Below are 17,632 nucleotides of genomic sequence, written 5' to 3' on the forward strand. Positions count from 1 at the left end.
TGACCGGAAGCCTTGAAAAAACAGTAAACAATTCAACATCTTAGATTGAAATCATGTCATCGCTCCGTCATATGCCGACCGAAATAGCTGATAGTTAACGAGAAACTCGCGCGTTGTCGGAATCCGCGGGTGATTTCGTCTTCGGCGATTTTCATAACTGTCGATCCGGCATAGGCTATATAGGCTCGCTCGCCCGAAGGCGGGCGCAGAGCTCACGATCGAACGGACTTCCATGGCAACCAATCGCAAACCTGCCTCGCCGAAGGAGGCTCCGCAAGAGCCGTTCAAGCGCGCCGTCGCCGGCGCGATGCGCGCCATGGCCAAGCGTTCGGAGCTGGAAGTCTCCTTCTCGCCGGAGCGCGCCATGCTGCTCGGCGCCGACGACAAGGCCAAGGCGCGCCTGCCGGAGCCGCCGCGCAAGCTCACCGCCCAGGACGCCGCCATTGTGCGCGGCCACGCCGATTCCATCGCTCTGCGCCTCGCCTGCCACGATGAGGCGGTCCATCGCCGCGTGCAGCCGCAATCTCCCGACGCCCGCGCCGCCTTCGATGCGCTGGAGCAGGCGCGCGTCGAATCGATCGGCTCGCGCCGCATGGACGGCGTCGCCGCCAATATCGGCGCCATGCTCGACGATCGCTATCAGCGCGCCCGCTTCTCCGAGATCGAGACGCGCGAGGACGCGCCGCTCGAGGACGCTCTGGCGCTCATCGCGCGCGAGCGTCTGACCGGCATTGCGCCGCCGCCGCATGGCCGCAAGGCGGTCGATCTCTGGCGCCCCTGGATCGAGGAGCGCGCCGGCGCCGATCTCGACAAGCTCGTCTCGGCGCTCGAGAATCAGCGCGGCTTCGCGCAGCTCGCGCATCGCCTGCTCGCGTCGCTCGAGCTCGAGGGCGAGAGCGCGGGAGGCGAGGAGGACGCCGAGGAGCCGAGCGAGGACCAACCGCAAAACCCCGACGAGGCCGAGGGCGAGGAGACCGAGGAGGACAAGCAGTCCGGCTCCTCCGAGATGGACACCGCCACCGCCTCTGAAGAGGCGTTGGAGAAGGGCGAGAGCGAAGCCGCCGAAATTCTCGACAGCGAGATGCTGGAGGAGATCGACTCCGGCGATGTGGACGAGGCGATGGAGACGCGGCGTCCGCCGACCTCCTCGGCCGATCGTTCCGGTGGCGAATACAGGGCCTACACGTCTCGCTTCGACGAGACGGTGAAGGCGGAGGATCTGTGCGACGCCGAGGAGCTCGATCGCCTGCGCTCCTATCTCGACAAGCAGCTCCTGCATCTCTCCTCTGTCGTCGGCCGGCTCGCCAATCGCCTGCAGCGCCGGCTGATGGCGCAGCAGAATCGCGCCTGGGAGTTCGATCTCGAGGAGGGCATGCTCGATCCCGCGCGCCTGCCGCGCGTCGTCATCGATCCGCAGCAGCCGCTCTCCTTCAAGCGCGAGAAAGACACCAATTTCCGCGATACGGTGGTCACTCTGCTGCTCGACAATTCCGGCTCCATGCGCGGCCGGCCGATCACAGTGGCGGCCACCTGCGCCGATATTCTCGCCCGCACGCTGGAGCGCTGCGGCGTGAAGGTGGAGATTTTGGGCTTCACCACCAAGGCGTGGAAGGGCGGCCAGTCGCGCGAGAGCTGGATCGCCGACGGCAAGCCGCCGAACCCCGGCCGGCTCAACGACATACGCCACATCATCTACAAGGCCGCCGATGCGCCCTGGCGGCGCGCGCGCCGCAATCTGGGCCTGATGATGCGCGAGGGCCTGCTGAAGGAGAATATCGACGGCGAGGCGCTCGACTGGGCGCATCGCCGCCTGCTGGCGCGGCAGGAGCAGCGCCGCATTCTGATGATGATCTCCGACGGCGCGCCGGTCGATGATTCCACTCTGTCGGTCAATCCGGGCAATTATCTCGAGCGCCATTTGCGGCATGTCATTCAGGAGATCGAGACCAAATCGCCGGTCGAGCTGATCGCCATCGGCATCGGCCATGACGTGACGCGCTATTACCGCCGCGCCGTGACCATTGTGGACGCGGAGGAGTTGGGCGGCGCGATGACGGAAAAGCTCGCCGAGCTGTTCAGCGAGAACGCCGCGCCCGCTCCGGCGCGCGCCCCGCAACGTGCGGCGCCGCCGCGGCCGCGCGTCCTCGCCACGGCGCCGTGACGGGTTTGCGCCGCGCCCCCTCCCCAGCCCTCCCCCGCTGCGCGCGAGAGGGAGCAGATTTCGCGCTTCATCGACATTTCGCGTCACGTCGCCGCCTTCCCTCTCCCGCGAAGCGGGGGAGGGTGAGGGAGGGGGCGCTCGGGGTGGCGCTCGTCGTCGTGAATCGCCTCTCGTAATTCACCGAATGGTGAATAAGTTTAAGTCGAGTTAATTTCGCAACCAGCGCTCAACCGCGCCGAAAACGAGTCGGCGGGGAACCTTCAGGGCGGCTGTTGCATTAATATTTCGGCGCGACCGTCTGGTGCGCGTGCAGTGACGATCGGATGTCCGAGCGATCGGCCGACCGAGAGTGACGAGGGAGTTGCGTATGATTTCCTTTGGCAAAGTTCGAAATGCGGGATTGCCCGCGGCGTCTCACGAGCCGCTCGACGTCCAGAGGGTTCTCTGCGTCGCCGCGATCTTCTCGCTGGCCACCCTTCCCCTGCTGCTCAGCGTAGCTTTGTCGATCTGGGGCTGACACGCCGCCCGGAGCGATTGCCTGCGCGCGGCTGGGGGCTCGCGTCGGCAAGGGCGGCCAAAACGGGAAAGACCCCGCGCTCTTGCCCAGGGCGCGGGGTCTATTTGTCTTCGTTCTCGGAAGAGAGCGAGCCTTAAAAGGCTCGCATCCCGTGGCCGTCGAGATCAGGCGCTGGCGGTGGCGAGCTTCTTGACGATCTCGCGCTTCAGCGCGCGGGCGTCGTCGGAGAGCTCCGTGTCGCGCGCCTTGACGAGGAAGCCGTCCAGACCGCCGCGATGCTCGACCGAGCGCAGAGCCGCCGCCGAGACGCGAAGGCGGACGGAGCGCGCCAGCGCGTCCGAGGCCAGCGTCACATTGACCAGATTGGGCAGAAAGCGGGTGCGGGTCTTGTGATTGGAGTGGCTGACGAGATTGCCCGTCTGCACGCCTTTGCCGGTCAGTTCGCAACGGCGGGACATGGTCTTTTCCTTTCGATCGGCGCAGAGCGCGGGAGCCCGCGCCATTCGATGGCCGTATGACATGAAATTCGCGCAAAGACCCCGCGCCCCGGGGGGCGAGCCCTTGGTTGGGCGGTCTTATAGAGGCAGGGGCGGCGAAAGGTCAACAGGGGATGTCGCCTTCATGGCGATCATGTGAACCTTCGGCGATCCTGCGAACCTTCAATGCAGCGAGCGCGTCGGCGGCGCCTGCGGCGGCGGAGGCGGCTCGCTCTGGACCATCAGCGGGCTCGCCTGATGATGCACCAGCCGCCACGCCCCGTCGACGAGCCGGAAGCAATTGGTGGCGACCAGCGCCGTCTGGCCGACCATCTCTATGCAGACGATGCGTCCCTCGGAGCCGCAGAGCAGCGCGCGCTCGCTGCGGCGCAGAACCGGGTCCTGCATGGGGTTGCGTAAAATCTCGCGAAAGGAGGCCAGCACCTGCTCGCGCCCGAAGATCGGCGGCCAGCCGGGGTGGATGCAGCAGATTTCCTCATCGCCCCAGATCGCCGCCATCCCATCCAGGTCCGCGGCGACGAAGGCTCGATAATAAGCGGCGTTGGCCGCGAGTAGAGACGCCTCGTCCGACATGGGCGCGAAGAATGCGCCCAGCTCGAGCCGATGGCAATAAGAGATGCGGGGAAACGCGGGCGAAAGCCGTCGTCGCGCCACCCTTGACGCCGCCGGGCGCCGCCCGATTTTCCCCAGCGGAGCCGCATCTGCGGTCCATGGAGGGGATGAATCATGAAAATCGGCGGCTTTGCGATCGTCCTCCTCGCCGGCGCGCTTCTCGCCGCCGCTCCCGCCGAGGCGAAGCGCTCCTCCCGCCGCCCGGCCTACGCGCCGCCGGTCGCCGCCCCCGTCTATGCCGCGCCCGCCTATGCCGCGCCGGTCCGCCCCGCGCCGGTCTGGGGCGCCGACGGCTATCGCTTCGATCCGCCGGGCGCCGGCTCCTCCTTCGGGTCCTCGCCCTTCGGTTATTGAGGGCCGCCTGCCTCCCGCTTCCGCTGTCCAGGGCCGGGACAATAGGCTGGACATTCGCCCCGTTCTGCGGTCTATGCGTCTCGCCATTCGAGACCGGGCTCCGCCCGCGCCCGCCGTCCCGGTATCGCTCATCCGAAAGCTTGGCTAAGCTCGGGCGTCACGCGAGGCGCAGCGCGCTCGCGCGCCGGCAAGGACAGAAAGGTTAGGAATTTCCCATGGCCGCCAAATCGATCCTTCATATGTTGAGCACGCTGAAGCATATGAGCCCGTTCGACGTCAACATGGCGATCGACGCGGGCTTCGACGTGGCGATCCCCTACACGAATGTCACTCTCGACGAGGTGGCGGCTCTGGTGCAGGACGCGATGTTCTCCCGCGCTCCCTCGGCCGCCCTGCGCACCGGAATTTTCTTCGCCGGCCGTGACGCCGTGCTCGCGCTCGACATGCTGGACGCCGCCGAGAAGGCGCTGCTGAAGCCCTTCGAGATCTCGCTCTTCGCCGACCCTTATGGCTCCTTCACCACCGCCGGCGCCATGGTCGCCTTCGTCGAGAAGGTGCTGCGCGAGAAAAAGGGCCGCGAGCTCAAGGGCGCCAAGATCGTCGTCTATGGCGCGACCGGCGTCGTCGGCTATTCCTCCGCGGTCATCGCCGCGCTCGAGGGCGCCGAGGTGACGATCGTCGGCTATAGCGGCCTCGACCGCGTGACCGTCCAGGCCGAGGAGATCGAGAAGCGCTTCGGCGTGAAGGTGACGCCGGCCGACGGCAGCAAGTCCGAGCAGGTGCGCGCGCTCCTCATCGAGCATGAGATCGCGCTCTGCGCGGCCCGCGCCGGCGTGCAGGTGCTGTCCGCGGAAGACCTCGCCGCCGCCAAATCGCTGCTCATCGCCGCGGACGTCAACGCCGTGCCGCCGCTCGGCGTCGAGGGCGTCAAGCTGCACGACAAGGGCGTCGAGCTGCCGTCGGGCGCGCTCGGCATAGGCGCGCTCGCCATCGGCGACATCAAATACGGAACGGAGGCCGGCCTCTTCCGGCAGATGACCAATTCCGACAAGCCTCTGCGCCTCGATTTCCGCCACGCTTTCGCGCTGGCGCGCAGCCTTCTCTGAGAAGCGCGCAAGTTCGGTCTGGTCCCGAGGGTTTCCTCCCGAAGGTGTCCTCCCGACTTGCCGCTGTCATGCGGAAATGATTGATGACGGCGGCGCGTCTTCGACAGCGCGGCGCCGAGAACGGCTCGGAGTCTCCGAAGCGACATGTCGATAAGGAAGAAGAGAAAATGGCCCTGATCAACAAGCTCATGATCGGCGAGTCGCTCGTCGGCGAAGGCAATGAAGTCGCTCACATCGACCTGCTGATCGGACCGCGCGGCAGCGCGGCCGAGACCGCTTTCGCCAATGCGCTCGTCAACAACAAGGACGGCTTCACGACGCTGCTCGCCGTCGTCGCGCCGAACCTGTTGGCCAAGCCCAACACGATCCTGTTCAACAAGGTCACCATCAAGAACGCCAAGCAGGCCGTTCAGATGTTCGGACCGGCGCAGGCCGGCGTCGCCAAGGCGGTCGCCGATTCGGTCGCCGAGGGCGTGATCCCGCTCGCCGAGGCCGATGACGTCTTCATCTCGGTCGGCGTGTTCATCCATTGGGACGCCAACGACGACAAGAAGATCCAAGAGTACAACTATCAGGCCACGAAGGAAGCCATCGCCCGCGCCATCAAGGGCGAGCCGAAGGCCGCCGAGGTCGTCGCCAAGCGCAACGACGTCAAGCATCCTTTCGGCGCCAACTGACGGCTTCGACCGGATCACTTATCATCGGGGGAGCCGTTCGCGGCTCCCCTTTTGCTTTTTAAAGGCGCGCGCGACGCGCCGACCGAAACGGAAAGGCTCATGGCCAGCGTCATCGGCTTCGACATAGGCGGCGCGCATCTCAAGGCCGCGCGCGCCATTGACGGGCGGATCGTCGAGGTCCTGCTGCTGCCCTGCAATCCGCATTACGGCCTCGCGCGGCTCGAGGGCGCGATAGAGGAGGCGGTCGCCCGCCTCGGCGCCGCGGATCGATTCGCCGTCACCATGACGGCCGAGCTCTCCGACGCTTTCGAGACGCGCGCCGCCGGCGTCGCCGCCATCGCCTCCGCGGTCGCCCGGCGCGTGAAGGGGGCCGAGACTCTGTTCTACGCCGGGGAGGGCGGCTTCCTTCCCTTCGCCGAGGTTCGCGGCGCGGCGCAGGCCATCGCCTCCGCCAATTGGCGGGCGAGCGCGGAGCTGGTCGCGCGGCGACTACCCGAGGCGCTGTTCATCGACATGGGCTCGACGACGACCGATCTTGTCCCCATTTCCGGCGGCCGCGTCGGCGCCCTCGGCGGCGGCGACGCAGAGCGCCTCGCCAATGGCGAGCTGGTCTACACGGGCTTCTCGCGCGGCGATCCGCTCGCCGGCGTGACGCTCGCGCCCTTTGCGGGCCGCTGGACGCCGCCGGCGCGCGAGAATTTCGCGACCATGGCCGATGTGCGCCGCGTGACCGGCGATCTCGTCGCAGAGGACGCCGAGCCGACCGCGGACGGGCGCGGCAAGAGCGTCGCCGAATCGATCGCCCGCCTCGCGCGCCTCGCCGGCCGTGACGCCGCCGAGGCCTCGCCCGCGCAATGGCGCGCCTTCGCGGATTTTCTCGCACGCGCGCAGATGCGTTCGATCGAGGATCAGATCGCGCTGCTGCGCTCGCGCGCCGCAATGGCGGAAGGCGCGCCCATCGTGGGCGCCGGCGTCGGCCGCGCCTTGGTCGCGCGCCTCGCTCTGGCCGAAGGCCGCGCCTATCGCGATATCGCCGATCTCATCGATTCGGTCCCGGAGGTCGCGACGGCCGCCGCCGATTGCGCGCCGGCCTGCGCGGTCGCTCTGCTCGCTTCCGGCTGAGCGGGGGCTATTCCGCGGCGGCGGCGCGCGCCAGCAAAATCTTCACGCGGGCGGCGAGCTCCTCGAGCGTGAAGGGCTTGCGCAGAACTTCTATGTTCGATGCGAGATCGAGGCTGTCGAGCGATTTGCCGGCATAGCCGGTGATGAGCAGGATCGGGAGATCGGGGTGAGCGGCGCGGGCGGCTTCGGCCAGATGGCGTCCGCTCACGCCCGGCAAGCCGACATCCGTGACCAGCAGGCGCAAGCTCTCGCCCGATTCGAGCACCTTGAGCCCGGCGTTTCCGTCATCGGCCTCTATGACATCGCAGCCCATCTCCTCGAGCGCGTCGGCGATCTGCATGCGCACTTCCAGCTGATCTTCGACGAGCAGCGTCTTTCCGCAGGGCGCGGCGTAATCTTGCTTCTGCTCCACGACCTCCAGGGCGGCGAAGGCCTCGCCCGGCGCGAGGCTGGGCTGGTCGCGTCCAGGCAGATAGAGGCGCACGCTGGTTCCTTTTCCCGGAGCGCTGTCGATGCGCACGAAGCCGCCGGACTGTTTCACGAAACCATAAATCTGCGAGAGGCCGAGGCCCGTGCCGCGCCCGGTCGGCTTGGTGGTGAAGAAAGGCTCGAAGACATGCGCCAGCACTTCGCGGCTCATGCCGGCGCCATTGTCCTTCACACGGATCTCCACATAATCGCCGGGCGTGGCGTCGGGATCGTCGGGGTCGGCGTCCAGCCGGCGATCTGCGGTCGCGATCTCGAGCACGCCGCCGGCCGGCATGGCGTCGCGCGCATTGATGGCCAGATTGAGCAGCGCGCTCTCGAGCTGCGACGGGTCGCAGACGACGCTGCGCCGGCAGCGGCCGAGCCGCAGATCGAGCTCGACGCCGGAGCCGAGCGTGCGCCGCAGCATATCCTCGAGGCCGACGACCAGCCTGTCCGGCTCGATGACGCGCGGCAGCAGCGTCTGGCGGCGGGAGAAGGCGAGCAGACGGTCGATGAGATTGGAGGCCGAGCTCGCCGCCTTGCGAATCGCGGCCACCGACGGGCCGATCTCCTCGGCGCGCCCGCGCGCCAATTGCCGCTCTATGACGCCGAGCGAGCCGATGACCACCTGCAGCACATTGTTGAAGTCATGCGCAATGCCGCCGGTAAGCTGGCCGATCGCCTCCATCTTCTGCGCATGGGCCAGCCGCTCCTCGCTCTCCAGCAGCGCGGCGTTGGCCCTGCGCAGCTGATCGGGCGAGGGCAGAGCCAGAAAGCTCGGCAGCCACCACCATAGCGCGATCGAGGTCCCGAGCGAGGCGAGCGCCGTGGCCGCCTTGACGATTCCCTGCACGCCATAGACCGGCTTCCACAAGGTCACGACATCGAGCCAATGCGTGGCGCCGCAGAGCAGGATGAAGGCGGCGAACAGCCATAGCAGGGGCCGAAACACGAGGTCCGCGCGTCTCTGCCCGATGATGACCAGCGCCAGCGGGATGGAGAAATAGGCCAGCGCGATCAAGCCGTCGGAGATCGCGAAGAGCCAGATCAGGCCCGGCTCCCAGAGGAGGCAGAAACCATGCGGCGTCAGATTGTCGACGCCGAAGAGCCATTCGCTCAATGCAGACATCGGAGGCACTCCACAAGCGGAGAGATTGCGATGGCGGCTGAAAAAGCAACCCGCGCTCCGCTGGCGGCGAGGTGGCTCGGCGCGAGCCGGTCGTCGCTAAAAATGAGACAAGTCTACGAAATAATGACCGAAAACTCGGCAATGCGCGGATTTTTGGCCGGCTTCGGCCGGGGCGGCCGCGACGCTGCGCCGCGGTCCCGGCCGAGCGCTATGCTCAAATATAGGCGTAGCCGGCGAGAAGAACGCCCGAGAGGGCGAGAGCGAGGCCGGAATACCATGGCCATTTGCGGCCGCGGGTGATGATCGCGATGGTCGCAATGGCGATCGCCGCATGCACCAGCGTCACCGCCATCGTCAGAATGTGATGGCGATGCTCGTGATGCTCGGCCTCGTGCAAATGCTCCTCGACCCGATGCTCGAGCGCCTCGGCCTCGGTCTTGATCGCCTTGCTCTCGTCGTCATAGCGCTTGGCCTCGCGGGCCAGCGGATCGGCCTGCGGGCCGCCCTGCTTGGCGGCGACCTCGTTCACGCTCTTCTTGATGCTCTTGGCCTGGAAGAAGGCCCATTGATCGCTGGCCTTGCTCTGGCTGAGCGCGGCGGCGTTCTGCGCGCCGAGCGTGGCGGCGGTCTCGATCGTCTCCAGGCTGCCGATGGTCGCGGCGACGACGGCGAAAACGGCGATCGTCATCGAGACCTGCGTCATGAAGGGCGTGCCTTCATGGGCGACATGCTCGGCATGCTCCGCGTGCTCGAGATGCTCTGTCGTCATTGCTTCGGACATTGTCCATCCTTCGTGAAAATTTGTGTCGAAATTTAATCGAGCGAGCCGCCGGCGCGCCGCGCCGTTCCGCCCCCGAGGGGCGAATCGGTCATTTCGACTGTGTTTGAAGATAAGCCTCGATCTTGGCCGTCACCAGCTCCCACGCCTCGCGCTCGGCGGCCCCGGCCGTCTTGTCGATCGCTATGCGGAGATAGGCCATTTCTGTGTCGATTTTTTCGCGGGGCAGCATTCCGAGCCGCGTCGCCAGAATAGCGGCCTCGACCACCGCCGATTGAGCGCGGTTGAACCCCAAAAAGGGCTTGTGGGAGACGATTTTTCTTATCCGGCAGAAAAAGCGCGGCCGCTGAGGGTCGCCCTCGTTGCGCGCTACTTCCAGCTCGGCGTGCGAGAGGGCGGCGGAAAGGCGCGGCGCCGGCCAATCGGGGACCGGCTCCATCGGCCAGTCGCTCCTGCCGCAAACGCAGCCGGCGAAAATGCGCACATCGTCGATGAAGCTGGCCGTGGCGAAGGGCGCGGCCTCGAGATTGGCGAGCGTCGTCGAGGGGCGGAAGGGCGCGATGACCCAGAATCCGTCCTGCTCGATGAGCCCGAGCGGCGCGATATGATGTTGGCCCGTGGGGCCGACCGTGGTGACGATGCATTCGCGGATCATCGGCATCGGCTGCTGCTCCCGCTCGGGTCCCGTGAGATATCCATCATTCCCGCGCCTTGCGCAGCGTATGTCCGGCCTCGCGCAGGCGCGTCTCGTCCTCCTGCGATCTATCCGAAGCGCAGCCGAAGTCCAGCGGCTCGTCCTGCCGATAGCGCTTGCCCAGACGAAAAGCGATTTCCGCCTTCATCAGTTCCGCGCCGAGATAGAAGGCATGGGCGCCGTCCTTCTCGACCCCGAGCTCGGGAAAGAGCGACATTGCGTCCTGCGCCACGCGATGAAAGCCGCGCGCGTAAATGTGGATGCCGTCCGCGGCGACCTCTATGCGGAAATTCTCGTCGCGCAGCTCGCGCGCGAGCTCGGCGATCTCGTCCGGCGTCGCTGCATAGGGGCGCTTGTCGTGGATTTGCAGCAGCGCGTCGCTATAGCCTTTGGGCAGAGCGGCGTCCGCGCGCGCGGCGAACAGCATGCGCCGCGCCGCGTCATGCTCCTGCACCGTGCGGCGCGTGTGCGGGCTCACCTGCACGGTGAGCAGATGGCGAATGTCCAGCTCCGAGCACAGGCCCAGCAGAACGGCGGTGACGCCGGAGGAATCCGCATCGGTCAATTCGGTGAGATTGCCCGTGCCCATCATCATTTCGGCGTGGGGCTCGCGGCGGCGCGTCTCGACATAGCGCTCTATGGAGGCGGCGAGGCCGAAGTGAATGGGATCGAGAATCGGATCGAGAATATAGGCGATGCCTCGGCTCTCCGCGATGCGCGCGGCGCGTTGCAGCGAGTCGAGATCGCCGTGCGGATTGGGCACGAGAATCGGAACGAGCGGCGAATTGTCCGGCAGTATCGAGAGCGTATGCTCGTGGAGGCTGAGCAGATGATCCGCGCCGGCGCGCGCGCCGCGCTCCAGCTCCTCGCGCTTCGCCGAATCGAGGCTGACGGAAAAGCCGCGCTCTTTGAGCGCGACGATTGTCTTTTCCATATGCGGAAAGGGCGTGTCCGGCAGGCAGCCGAGATCGATGACGTCGGCGCCCGCCTCTTTCAGCATCGTCGCGCGGGCGATCACCTCCTCGACGCTCATGATGGAGGCGTCGACGATCTCGGCGAAAATGCGCATGTCATGGCGTGAGAGATCGGCCTTGCCGCCGCGCTTGCCGAGGAAAGCGGGAAGATCGGCGATCTCCTCCGGCCCGCGCTCGAAAGGGGCGCCGAAGGCCTCCGCGAGAGCGGAAAGATCGGCGCGGCAGCGGCCCGGCAATATGACGCGATCGGCCGTGAGCGGGCGCGGCAGGCGGCGCAGGATGATCTCCTGCGTCATCAGCGCCGCGACCTTCACGCCTATGTCGTGGATGCGCCAGTCCCTCGCCTCCTCTCCGAAGCCCGCCAACATGCGCTCGAGGCGCGGCAGAGCGAGATGGCCGGTGAGGAACAAAAGGCGCTCAGACATTCCCGATCGGCTCCCGAGCGGAAAGCTCGCGGCGCCGGCGCTCGACGGCCTCATGCAGAGCGGCGAGGCTCTCGGCGACCTGCGTCCCCTCGAAGTTTTTCAATTTGTCGGTGTTCTCGAGGTCGATGCGGCGCGGATAGACCATCACCTTGCGATCGGGCGCCTGCGTCTCCAGCTCCGGCGCCGTATCGCAGGCGAACACCACCGTCGGCACGCGGCATTTGCCGGCCTGGGCGAAGACATTGGTCGCGAGATTGTCGGAGATGCCATAGACGAATTTCGCGACCGTGTTGGAGGTCGCCGGCGCGACGATCAGCGTGTGATAATAGCTGTGATAGAAGCCGCCGACCGGAACGGAACTGGCCGTCGTGTCCTTGAACACGCGCACATGGTCCGGCATGTCCTCGAGCCTGTGCTTATACATGCGGATGACTTCCGCCGCCGCCTTGCTGACGAAGAGATCGACATGGTCGAGCGAGCGGATGATGTCGAGACATTCGGTGAAGAAATGTCCCGAGCCGGTGAGCGCCCAGCCCCAGCGCGGCGTGACGACCTTTTTCATGATGCGATGCTTTGCTCTCTGGTGAAATCGAAGCGCGCGCCGGGAAGGCCGCCGCGTGCGAAAGTTTCAGGCGCCTCGCGCAAGGATGCGGGGCCGGCGATGTAGACGTCGAGCCCGCGCGCATAATGCGCGAAGCAGGGATCGACGATGGATGCGGCGCCCCCACCCTCCCCTCCAGGGGAAGGCGGGAAATCGACGCTCTTGATCAGCAATAGCGCGCGCGCTCCCGCCTCATGCGCATACCAAGCCGCGAGACTGTCGGACGTCATGTCCCAGCTCGCTGGAATCTGGGGATCGGCGCGCGTCATCGCAACCGGGCTCCACACTGCGACCTCGCCGCGGGCATGTGTGGCCGCCGCCTCCTGCGGCGTCGCGGCGGGAAGGAGGCCCGGCTCGAGGTCGCACAATGCGCGCCCATATTGCTCCATCGCCATTATGGCCATGTCATGCGCCGCCGCGTCGGAGAAGCGCAGCGTCTCTTGCGCGCTTCGCACCGCATCGGCGAAAGGGCCGCCGCCGGGAACGATGGTGAGAAGGCCGGGATAGCGCCGCAGCGCCGCCAGCCATTGGCGCAAGGCGGGGGAGGCGGCGAGGCTTCCGCCGAGCTTGACGACGAGAGGCCGCGTCTCAGCGCTCGGGCTCGGCGGCATCGGGAAGGCCCGGAAAGAGGTTGTGAACCTTGGCGGTCTCGGCCTGGCGCTCGCGGCGGATGCGAATGCCGACCGCGCCCGGCGCGACATCGAGCTTCTCCACCTGCACGGTCAGCGCCTGCACGCGCTCGTGCCGCAGCACCAGCTCGGCGAGGCGCTCGGCGATCGTCTCCACGAGCTCTATGTGGCCCGAGGCGAGGATCATCTTTATCGCGTCCATGATGACGTCATAGGAGAAGACATTGCGCATGTCGTCGCCGCCGGCGGAGACGCGCGTCACATCGACATCGACATTGAAGCGCACCCGCTGCGTGCGGCCGCGCTCGAAATCATAGGCGCCGATCTCGACCGGAATGACGAGATCGCGCACGAAGACATGGTCCACCTCGCGCGTGCGCTCGCGGCTCTCGAGATAGCCGCGGCCGACGACCAGCGACCAATCGACATTGGCGGCGAGCGCGGCCCCCTTGCCGCTCGCCCGCGCCGGGCCGCCGGGGATGAGATCGCGGATCAGCGCGACAGCCGTGGCGTCCATCGCGCTCTTGCGGTCGTGGTCGCGGCAGAGGGCGCCGCGAAAGCCCATCACATCGACGCCCGTCACCAGAAGGCGCGGAACGTCCGGCGCCTCCAGCGAGCCGGCGAGCCCCGCCTCGAGGCCCAGCGCATGGCAGCGCTCGACGAAGGAAGAGAGCGCGCCAATGTCGAAATGCTCGATGAGCCTGCCCTTGCCCTTATGCGCCGTGTCCAGCAGCGCGCCGGCAAAGCCAGCTGCGGCGAGGCGCGGCAGAACGTCGAGGTCCGGCCCGAGATCGGCGAAGAGCACGGCGACGAGCCGCACGCGCTGCGCGATCGGAGCCAGAGCCGCGATCAGCGCATCGGCGTCCGGCGTCGCCGGCAGCGCGAATTTGACGAAAGCGACGCCGAGCGCGGCGGTCTCCTCTATCGCCGCGCGCGCCACAGCCGGATCATGCGACAGCTCGACGACGGCGCTGACCGGACGGCGACCGGCGACGGAACGCAGGATCGCCGCGACCTCGGCCACGGGCAGAGCGCCGAGAGCGCCGCGGGTGGCGTCCTTGCAATCGATGACGTCCGCTCCGCCAGCGGTGGCGATCTCGGCTTCCGCCACGCTGGCGACGCTCGTCAACATTAGGGTCATCGATCAGGCGCTCTTTCGATCTCGCCTCGGCCCGCGGCGGGAGAGGCAGGACGCTTGTGGAGCAATTTCTTCCGAAATCCAAGTGGCGCCGCAGGCGAATTGGAGTGGGCGCCTGCCGGTGGGCTCCTTATCTTCCGGCGAGCGCTTGCGCGAAAAAGCGAGACGACGGAGCGGCCCCATGAAAATTCTCATCGTGCTCACATCGCATGATCGGCTCGGCGACACCGGCCGCAAGACCGGCTTCTGGCTGGAAGAGCTCGCCGCCCCTTATTTCGCCTTCCAGGACGCTGGGGCGACGATCACGCTGGCCTCGCCGAAGGGCGGCCAGCCGCCGCTCGACCCTAAGAGCAATGAGCCGGATTTCCAGACCGACCTCACGCGACGCTTCGAGGCGGATGCGGCGGCGAAGGCGCAGCTCGCGCAGACGGTCCCGCTCGCCGACGTCCGCCAGGAGGATTTCGACACGGTGTTCTACCCCGGCGGCCACGGTCCGCTCTGGGATCTCGCCGAGGACGCGCATTCGATCGCGCTGCTGGAATCTTTCATCCGCGCGGGAAAGTCCATCGCCCTCGTCTGCCATGCGCCGGGCGTGCTGCGACATGTGGGCGCGCCGGACGGACGGCCGCTGGTCGCGGGCAAAAAGGTGACGGGCTTCGCTAATAGCGAGGAGGAGGCCGTGGGCCTCACCGGGGTCGTGCCGTTTCTGGTGGAGGACGATCTGCGCGCCAAGGGCGCGCTCTTCTCGAAAGGCGCGGACTGGGCGCCCTATGTGGTGGAGGACGGATTGCTGATTACCGGACAGAATCCGGCGTCCTCCGGTCCGGCCGCCCACAAGCTGCTGGAAGCGCTCGCGAAAGGGTGACGCTCTTTCCGGCGCGGACCCTCATCCGACCCGGCTTCGCCGGGCCACCTTCTCCCGCAAGCGGGAGAAGGATGAAGCGTCGCCTCACTCTATGACGGAGCCGTTCAGCGCCAGCACGCCGGCGGCGAGATAGAGCGAGCCGGCGATCAATATGCGCGGGGGAACCGCATAGCTGCGCTGCGCGATGATCGCCAGCGCCTCCTCGACGCTCTGCGCCGCCGCCGACCTCATGCCCTCGGCGCAGGCCAGCGCGGCGATCTCTTCCGGCGGCCAGCTCTTATGCTCGCCCTCGACCGGCACGGCGACGACCTCGCCGGCGAGGCCGACGAAATGCTTTATCAGCGCGCGAATGTCCTTCGTCACCTGCGCGCCGCAGACGAAGACCAGCGGCCGGGCGTTCTTCTCCTCGAATTGCGCCATGGCCTCGGCGAGCACGCGGCCGCCGTCGTCGTTGTGGCCGCCGTCGAGCCAGACTTCCGAGCCTGGCGGCACCAGATCAGCCACCCGTCCGCGCGAGAGCAATTGCAGCCGCGCCGGCCATTCGGCGCGGGTGAGGCCCGCCTCTATATGCTCGGCTCCAATGTGCGGCGCCACGGCGCGCAGCGCGGCTATGGCGCCGGCGGCGTTGGCCTGCTGATGGCGGCCGGGCAGGCGCGGCAGCGGCAGATCGAGCAGGCCGCGCTCGTCCTCATAGACGAAGCGGCCATTCTCCTCGCGAATATGGAAATCCTCGCCGGCGATGGAGAGCGGCGCGCCGACGCGCCGCGCCTCGCGCTCCAGCACGTCGCGGGCGCCGTCATGCTGCTGAAAGCCGATGATCGCGGGCGCGCCGCGCTTCAAAATGCCGGCTTTCTCATAGGCGATCTTCTCGATCGTATCGCCCAGAAACTCGGGATGGTCGCGCGAGATGGATGTGATGATCGTGGCCTTGGGGCTCTCGATCACATTGGTCGAATCATAGCGCCCGCCGAGGCCAGTCTCCAGCAGCAGCCAATCGGCGGGCTCCTCGGCGAAGAGCGCGAAGGCGGCGACGGTGGTGATCTCGAAGAAGGTCACGGGCCGCTGGCCATTGGCGCGCTCGCAATCCTCCAGCGCCTTTTGCAGGCGGGCGTCGTCCACCAGCGTTCCGGCGAGGCGGATGCGCTCGTTGAAGCGCAAGAGATGCGGCGAGGTGTAGACATGAACGCGCTGGCCGGCGGCCTCCAGAATGGCGCGCAGAAAGGCCAGCGTCGAGCCTTTGCCATTGGTGCCGGCGACATGGATGATCGGCGGCAGCCGGCGCTCGGGATGGCCCATTTCGGCCAGCAGCCATTCGGTCCGTCCGAGGGACAGATCGATCTTCTTGGGATGAAGGTCCAGCAAGCGCGTCAGAATCGCGTCGCGCTGATCCATGGGACTGGCTTTCGCTTCTTATTGCGCATTCGGACGAATCACGTCCGAATGCGCTCCTGGAAAGATTCGAGCTCGCATGTTCGTCTCCGAAAGCCGCTTGGCGCTTTTCGGGAACATGCTCTAGGCCGCGCGGCGCGGCGCTTTGGTCAGCAGCGCGCAGAGCCGGGCCAGCGTCTCGCGCATTTCCGTGCGCGGCACCACCATATCCACCATGCCATGGTCGCGCAGATATTCGGCGCGCTGGAAGCCCTCGGGCAGCTTCTCACGAATCGTCTGCTCGATGACGCGCGCGCCGGCGAAGCCGATGATCGCGCCGGGCTCGGCGATGTGAATGTCGCCCAGCATGGCGTAGGAGGCGGTGACGCCGCCGGTCGTCGGATTGGTGAGCACGACGATATAGGGCAGTCGCGCGTCGCGCAGCCGGCGCACGGCGATGGTGGTGCGCGGCATCTGCATCAGCGAGAACATGCCCTCCTGCATGCGCGCGCCGCCGGAGGCGGTGAAAATGATGAAGGGCGTGCGCTTCTCTATGGCGTGGCTCATGCCGGCGATGATCGCCTCGCCCGCCGCCATGCCGAGCGAGCCGCCCATGAACTCGAAGTCCTGCACGGCGACAGTGACGGCCGCGCCCTCGAGCTTGCCATAGGCGATCGTGACCGCATCCTGATGGCCGGTCTTGAGGCGATATTCCTTGATCTTGTCGACATAGCGCTTGATGTCGCGGAACTTCAGCGGATCGCTCGGAACATCCGGCGTCGGCACCACTTCGTGCTCGCCATTGTCGAAGAGGCCGGCGAGCCGCGCCTCCACCGGAATGCGCATGTGATAGCCGGAGCCCGGCACGACATAGAGATTGTCCTCTATGTCCTTGTGGAACACCAGCTGGCCGCTCTCCGGGCATTTGACCCAGGCGTTCTCCGGGGCCTCGCGCTTGATGAGGGCTTTGATCTTGGGTGGAACGACGTTGGAATACCAGTTCATGACCAAAGCCTCGCGAGCGCCCCCAAGGCCGATTTCAGCGAGAAGGGCTCGTCCTTCTTCGCCTCATGCGCCCGCGCGCCGCGCACGCCGCGGGAGAGATCGGCGACGAGGCTCGTCACCGCCTCCACCGTCCGCGGACCGGCGCGATTTTCCGCGTCGAGCGATTTCGCCAGCGCATCGACCAGCGCCGTCCCTACGACCACGCCATCGGCGTATTGCGCGATCGCGGCGGCGTTCTCCGCCGTCTTGACGCCGAAGCCGACGGCGATGGGCAGAGGCGTGCTGCGCTTGATGCGCGCGACCGCCTCCGACACGCCCGAATAATCCGACAGCGCCGCGCCGGTGATGCCGGTGAGCGACACATAATAGACGAATCCGCTCGTGTTTTCGAGCACTTTGGGCAGGCGCTTGTCGTCTGTGGTGGGCGTCGCCAAGCGGATGAAGTTCAGCCCCGCCGCGCGCGCCGGCAGGCACAGCTCGGCGTCTTCCTCCGCCGGAAGATCGACGATGAT

At 66.9% G+C, this 17,632-nt stretch carries 18 protein-coding genes; 6 read left to right on the top strand and 12 right to left on the bottom strand.

Annotated elements, in window-relative coordinates:
• Positions 1 to 232 precede the first annotated feature (232 nt).
• Complete coding sequence (gene cobT, locus A1351_RS01910; protein WP_024878519.1) at positions 233 to 2,161, top strand: cobaltochelatase subunit CobT; 1,929 nt, start codon at positions 233 to 235, stop codon at positions 2,159 to 2,161.
• Between the two features lie 681 nt (positions 2,162 to 2,842).
• Here cobT and rpmB read toward each other — a convergent pair.
• Complete coding sequence (gene rpmB, locus A1351_RS01915) at positions 2,843 to 3,136, bottom strand: 50S ribosomal protein L28 (RefSeq protein ID WP_024878520.1); 294 nt, start codon at positions 3,134 to 3,136, stop codon at positions 2,843 to 2,845.
• Positions 3,137 to 3,337: 201 nt separating this feature from the next.
• Complete coding sequence (locus tag A1351_RS01920; protein ID WP_245267216.1) at positions 3,338 to 3,829, bottom strand: nuclear transport factor 2 family protein; 492 nt, start codon at positions 3,827 to 3,829, stop codon at positions 3,338 to 3,340.
• A gap of 72 nt (positions 3,830 to 3,901) precedes the next feature.
• Between A1351_RS01920 and A1351_RS01925 the strand changes: the two genes are divergently transcribed.
• The 4 genes from A1351_RS01925 to A1351_RS01940 all read left to right on the top strand — a co-directional run bounded on the left by A1351_RS01925 (position 3,902) and on the right by A1351_RS01940 (position 7,046).
• Positions 3,902 to 4,141 (top strand): hypothetical protein, encoded by a 240-nt coding sequence (locus tag A1351_RS01925; RefSeq protein WP_024878522.1) that lies wholly within the window; start codon positions 3,902 to 3,904, stop codon positions 4,139 to 4,141.
• 215 nt (positions 4,142 to 4,356) lie between these two features.
• On the top strand, positions 4,357 to 5,247 hold the full coding sequence (locus tag A1351_RS01930) for an NAD(P)-dependent methylenetetrahydromethanopterin dehydrogenase (RefSeq protein ID WP_064032007.1): 891 nt from the start codon (positions 4,357 to 4,359) through the stop codon (positions 5,245 to 5,247).
• A gap of 167 nt (positions 5,248 to 5,414) precedes the next feature.
• Complete coding sequence (gene fae / locus A1351_RS01935) at positions 5,415 to 5,924, top strand: formaldehyde-activating enzyme (RefSeq protein WP_026600040.1); 510 nt, start codon at positions 5,415 to 5,417, stop codon at positions 5,922 to 5,924.
• Between the two features lie 99 nt (positions 5,925 to 6,023).
• Positions 6,024 to 7,046 (top strand): hydantoinase/oxoprolinase family protein, encoded by a 1,023-nt coding sequence (locus A1351_RS01940; RefSeq protein WP_064032015.1) that lies wholly within the window; start codon positions 6,024 to 6,026, stop codon positions 7,044 to 7,046.
• Positions 7,047 to 7,053: 7 nt separating this feature from the next.
• Here A1351_RS01940 and A1351_RS01945 read toward each other — a convergent pair whose 3' ends face one another.
• The 7 genes from A1351_RS01945 to A1351_RS01975 all read right to left on the bottom strand — a co-directional run bounded on the left by A1351_RS01945 (position 7,054) and on the right by A1351_RS01975 (position 13,885).
• Positions 7,054 to 8,643: an ATP-binding protein gene (locus A1351_RS01945; protein WP_024878526.1), complete on the bottom strand. Its 1,590-nt coding sequence runs from the start codon at positions 8,641 to 8,643 to the stop codon at positions 7,054 to 7,056.
• Positions 8,644 to 8,857: 214 nt separating this feature from the next.
• Positions 8,858 to 9,424: a DUF4337 family protein gene (locus A1351_RS01950; RefSeq protein WP_064032008.1), complete on the bottom strand. Its 567-nt coding sequence runs from the start codon at positions 9,422 to 9,424 to the stop codon at positions 8,858 to 8,860.
• Positions 9,425 to 9,512: 88 nt separating this feature from the next.
• Positions 9,513 to 10,082 carry a DUF447 domain-containing protein gene (locus tag A1351_RS01955; protein WP_024878528.1) on the bottom strand — a complete coding sequence of 190 codons (570 nt, stop codon included), beginning with the start codon at positions 10,080 to 10,082 and terminating at the stop codon, positions 9,513 to 9,515.
• Positions 10,083 to 10,119: 37 nt separating this feature from the next.
• Entirely contained in the window at positions 10,120 to 11,514 is a 1,395-nt protein-coding gene (locus A1351_RS01960) for a DUF6513 domain-containing protein (protein WP_064032009.1), read from the bottom strand.
• A complete protein-coding gene (locus tag A1351_RS01965; protein ID WP_024878530.1) occupies positions 11,507 to 12,076 on the bottom strand; it encodes a flavoprotein in 570 nt (189 codons plus the stop codon). The genes A1351_RS01960 and A1351_RS01965 overlap by 8 nt, the downstream gene beginning before the upstream one ends.
• Positions 12,073 to 12,726 carry a hypothetical protein gene (locus A1351_RS01970; RefSeq protein ID WP_064032010.1) on the bottom strand — a complete coding sequence of 218 codons (654 nt, stop codon included), beginning with the start codon at positions 12,724 to 12,726 and terminating at the stop codon, positions 12,073 to 12,075. The genes A1351_RS01965 and A1351_RS01970 overlap by 4 nt, the downstream gene beginning before the upstream one ends.
• Positions 12,704 to 13,885, bottom strand: coding sequence for a (5-formylfuran-3-yl)methyl phosphate synthase (locus tag A1351_RS01975; RefSeq protein WP_024878532.1), 1,182 nt, complete (start codon positions 13,883 to 13,885; stop codon positions 12,704 to 12,706). The genes A1351_RS01970 and A1351_RS01975 overlap by 23 nt, the downstream gene beginning before the upstream one ends.
• Before the next feature lie 178 nt (positions 13,886 to 14,063).
• Here A1351_RS01975 and A1351_RS01980 point away from each other — a divergent pair, with 178 nt between their 5' ends.
• Positions 14,064 to 14,747: a type 1 glutamine amidotransferase domain-containing protein gene (locus A1351_RS01980; protein WP_064032011.1), complete on the top strand. Its 684-nt coding sequence runs from the start codon at positions 14,064 to 14,066 to the stop codon at positions 14,745 to 14,747.
• A gap of 84 nt (positions 14,748 to 14,831) precedes the next feature.
• On the opposite strand, the gene A1351_RS01985 is transcribed toward A1351_RS01980, so the two are convergent.
• The 3 genes from A1351_RS01985 to A1351_RS01995 form a co-directional block, all read right to left on the bottom strand.
• Complete coding sequence (locus A1351_RS01985) at positions 14,832 to 16,139, bottom strand: folylpolyglutamate synthase/dihydrofolate synthase family protein (protein WP_064032012.1); 1,308 nt, start codon at positions 16,137 to 16,139, stop codon at positions 14,832 to 14,834.
• 120 nt (positions 16,140 to 16,259) lie between these two features.
• On the bottom strand, positions 16,260 to 17,120 hold the full coding sequence (accD, locus tag A1351_RS01990; protein ID WP_064032013.1) for an acetyl-CoA carboxylase, carboxyltransferase subunit beta: 861 nt from the start codon (positions 17,118 to 17,120) through the stop codon (positions 16,260 to 16,262).
• Positions 17,117 to 17,632 (bottom strand): tryptophan synthase subunit alpha (locus tag A1351_RS01995; protein ID WP_198162193.1); only part of this gene is annotated, 516 nt, incomplete at its 5' end. The genes A1351_RS01995 and accD, both read right to left, overlap by 4 nt.

The sequence above is a fragment of the Methylosinus sp. R-45379 genome (genome assembly GCF_001644125.1).
In the GTDB taxonomy this organism is placed as follows: Bacteria; Pseudomonadota; Alphaproteobacteria; order Rhizobiales; family Beijerinckiaceae; genus Methylosinus.

What these genes read in the sequence shown, in the direction of transcription:
- cobT (WP_024878519.1), top strand. Translation starts at nt 233, where the DNA reads ATGGCAACCAATCGCAAACCTGCCTCGCCGAAGGAGGCTCCGCAAGAG.
- rpmB (WP_024878520.1), bottom strand. Translation starts at nt 3,136, where the DNA reads ATGTCCCGCCGTTGCGAACTGACCGGCAAAGGCGTGCAGACGGGCAAT.
- A1351_RS01925 (WP_024878522.1), top strand. Translation starts at nt 3,902, where the DNA reads ATGAAAATCGGCGGCTTTGCGATCGTCCTCCTCGCCGGCGCGCTTCTC.
- A1351_RS01930 (WP_064032007.1), top strand. Translation starts at nt 4,357, where the DNA reads ATGGCCGCCAAATCGATCCTTCATATGTTGAGCACGCTGAAGCATATG.
- fae (WP_026600040.1), top strand. Translation starts at nt 5,415, where the DNA reads ATGGCCCTGATCAACAAGCTCATGATCGGCGAGTCGCTCGTCGGCGAA.
- A1351_RS01940 (WP_064032015.1), top strand. Translation starts at nt 6,024, where the DNA reads ATGGCCAGCGTCATCGGCTTCGACATAGGCGGCGCGCATCTCAAGGCC.
- A1351_RS01945 (WP_024878526.1), bottom strand. Translation starts at nt 8,643, where the DNA reads ATGTCTGCATTGAGCGAATGGCTCTTCGGCGTCGACAATCTGACGCCG.
- A1351_RS01950 (WP_064032008.1), bottom strand. Translation starts at nt 9,424, where the DNA reads ATGTCCGAAGCAATGACGACAGAGCATCTCGAGCACGCGGAGCATGCC.
- A1351_RS01955 (WP_024878528.1), bottom strand. Translation starts at nt 10,082, where the DNA reads ATGCCGATGATCCGCGAATGCATCGTCACCACGGTCGGCCCCACGGGC.
- A1351_RS01960 (WP_064032009.1), bottom strand. Translation starts at nt 11,514, where the DNA reads ATGTCTGAGCGCCTTTTGTTCCTCACCGGCCATCTCGCTCTGCCGCGC.
- A1351_RS01965 (WP_024878530.1), bottom strand. Translation starts at nt 12,076, where the DNA reads ATGAAAAAGGTCGTCACGCCGCGCTGGGGCTGGGCGCTCACCGGCTCG.
- A1351_RS01970 (WP_064032010.1), bottom strand. Translation starts at nt 12,726, where the DNA reads ATGCCGCCGAGCCCGAGCGCTGAGACGCGGCCTCTCGTCGTCAAGCTC.
- A1351_RS01975 (WP_024878532.1), bottom strand. Translation starts at nt 13,885, where the DNA reads ATGACCCTAATGTTGACGAGCGTCGCCAGCGTGGCGGAAGCCGAGATC.
- A1351_RS01980 (WP_064032011.1), top strand. Translation starts at nt 14,064, where the DNA reads ATGAAAATTCTCATCGTGCTCACATCGCATGATCGGCTCGGCGACACC.
- A1351_RS01985 (WP_064032012.1), bottom strand. Translation starts at nt 16,139, where the DNA reads ATGGATCAGCGCGACGCGATTCTGACGCGCTTGCTGGACCTTCATCCC.
- accD (WP_064032013.1), bottom strand. Translation starts at nt 17,120, where the DNA reads ATGAACTGGTATTCCAACGTCGTTCCACCCAAGATCAAAGCCCTCATC.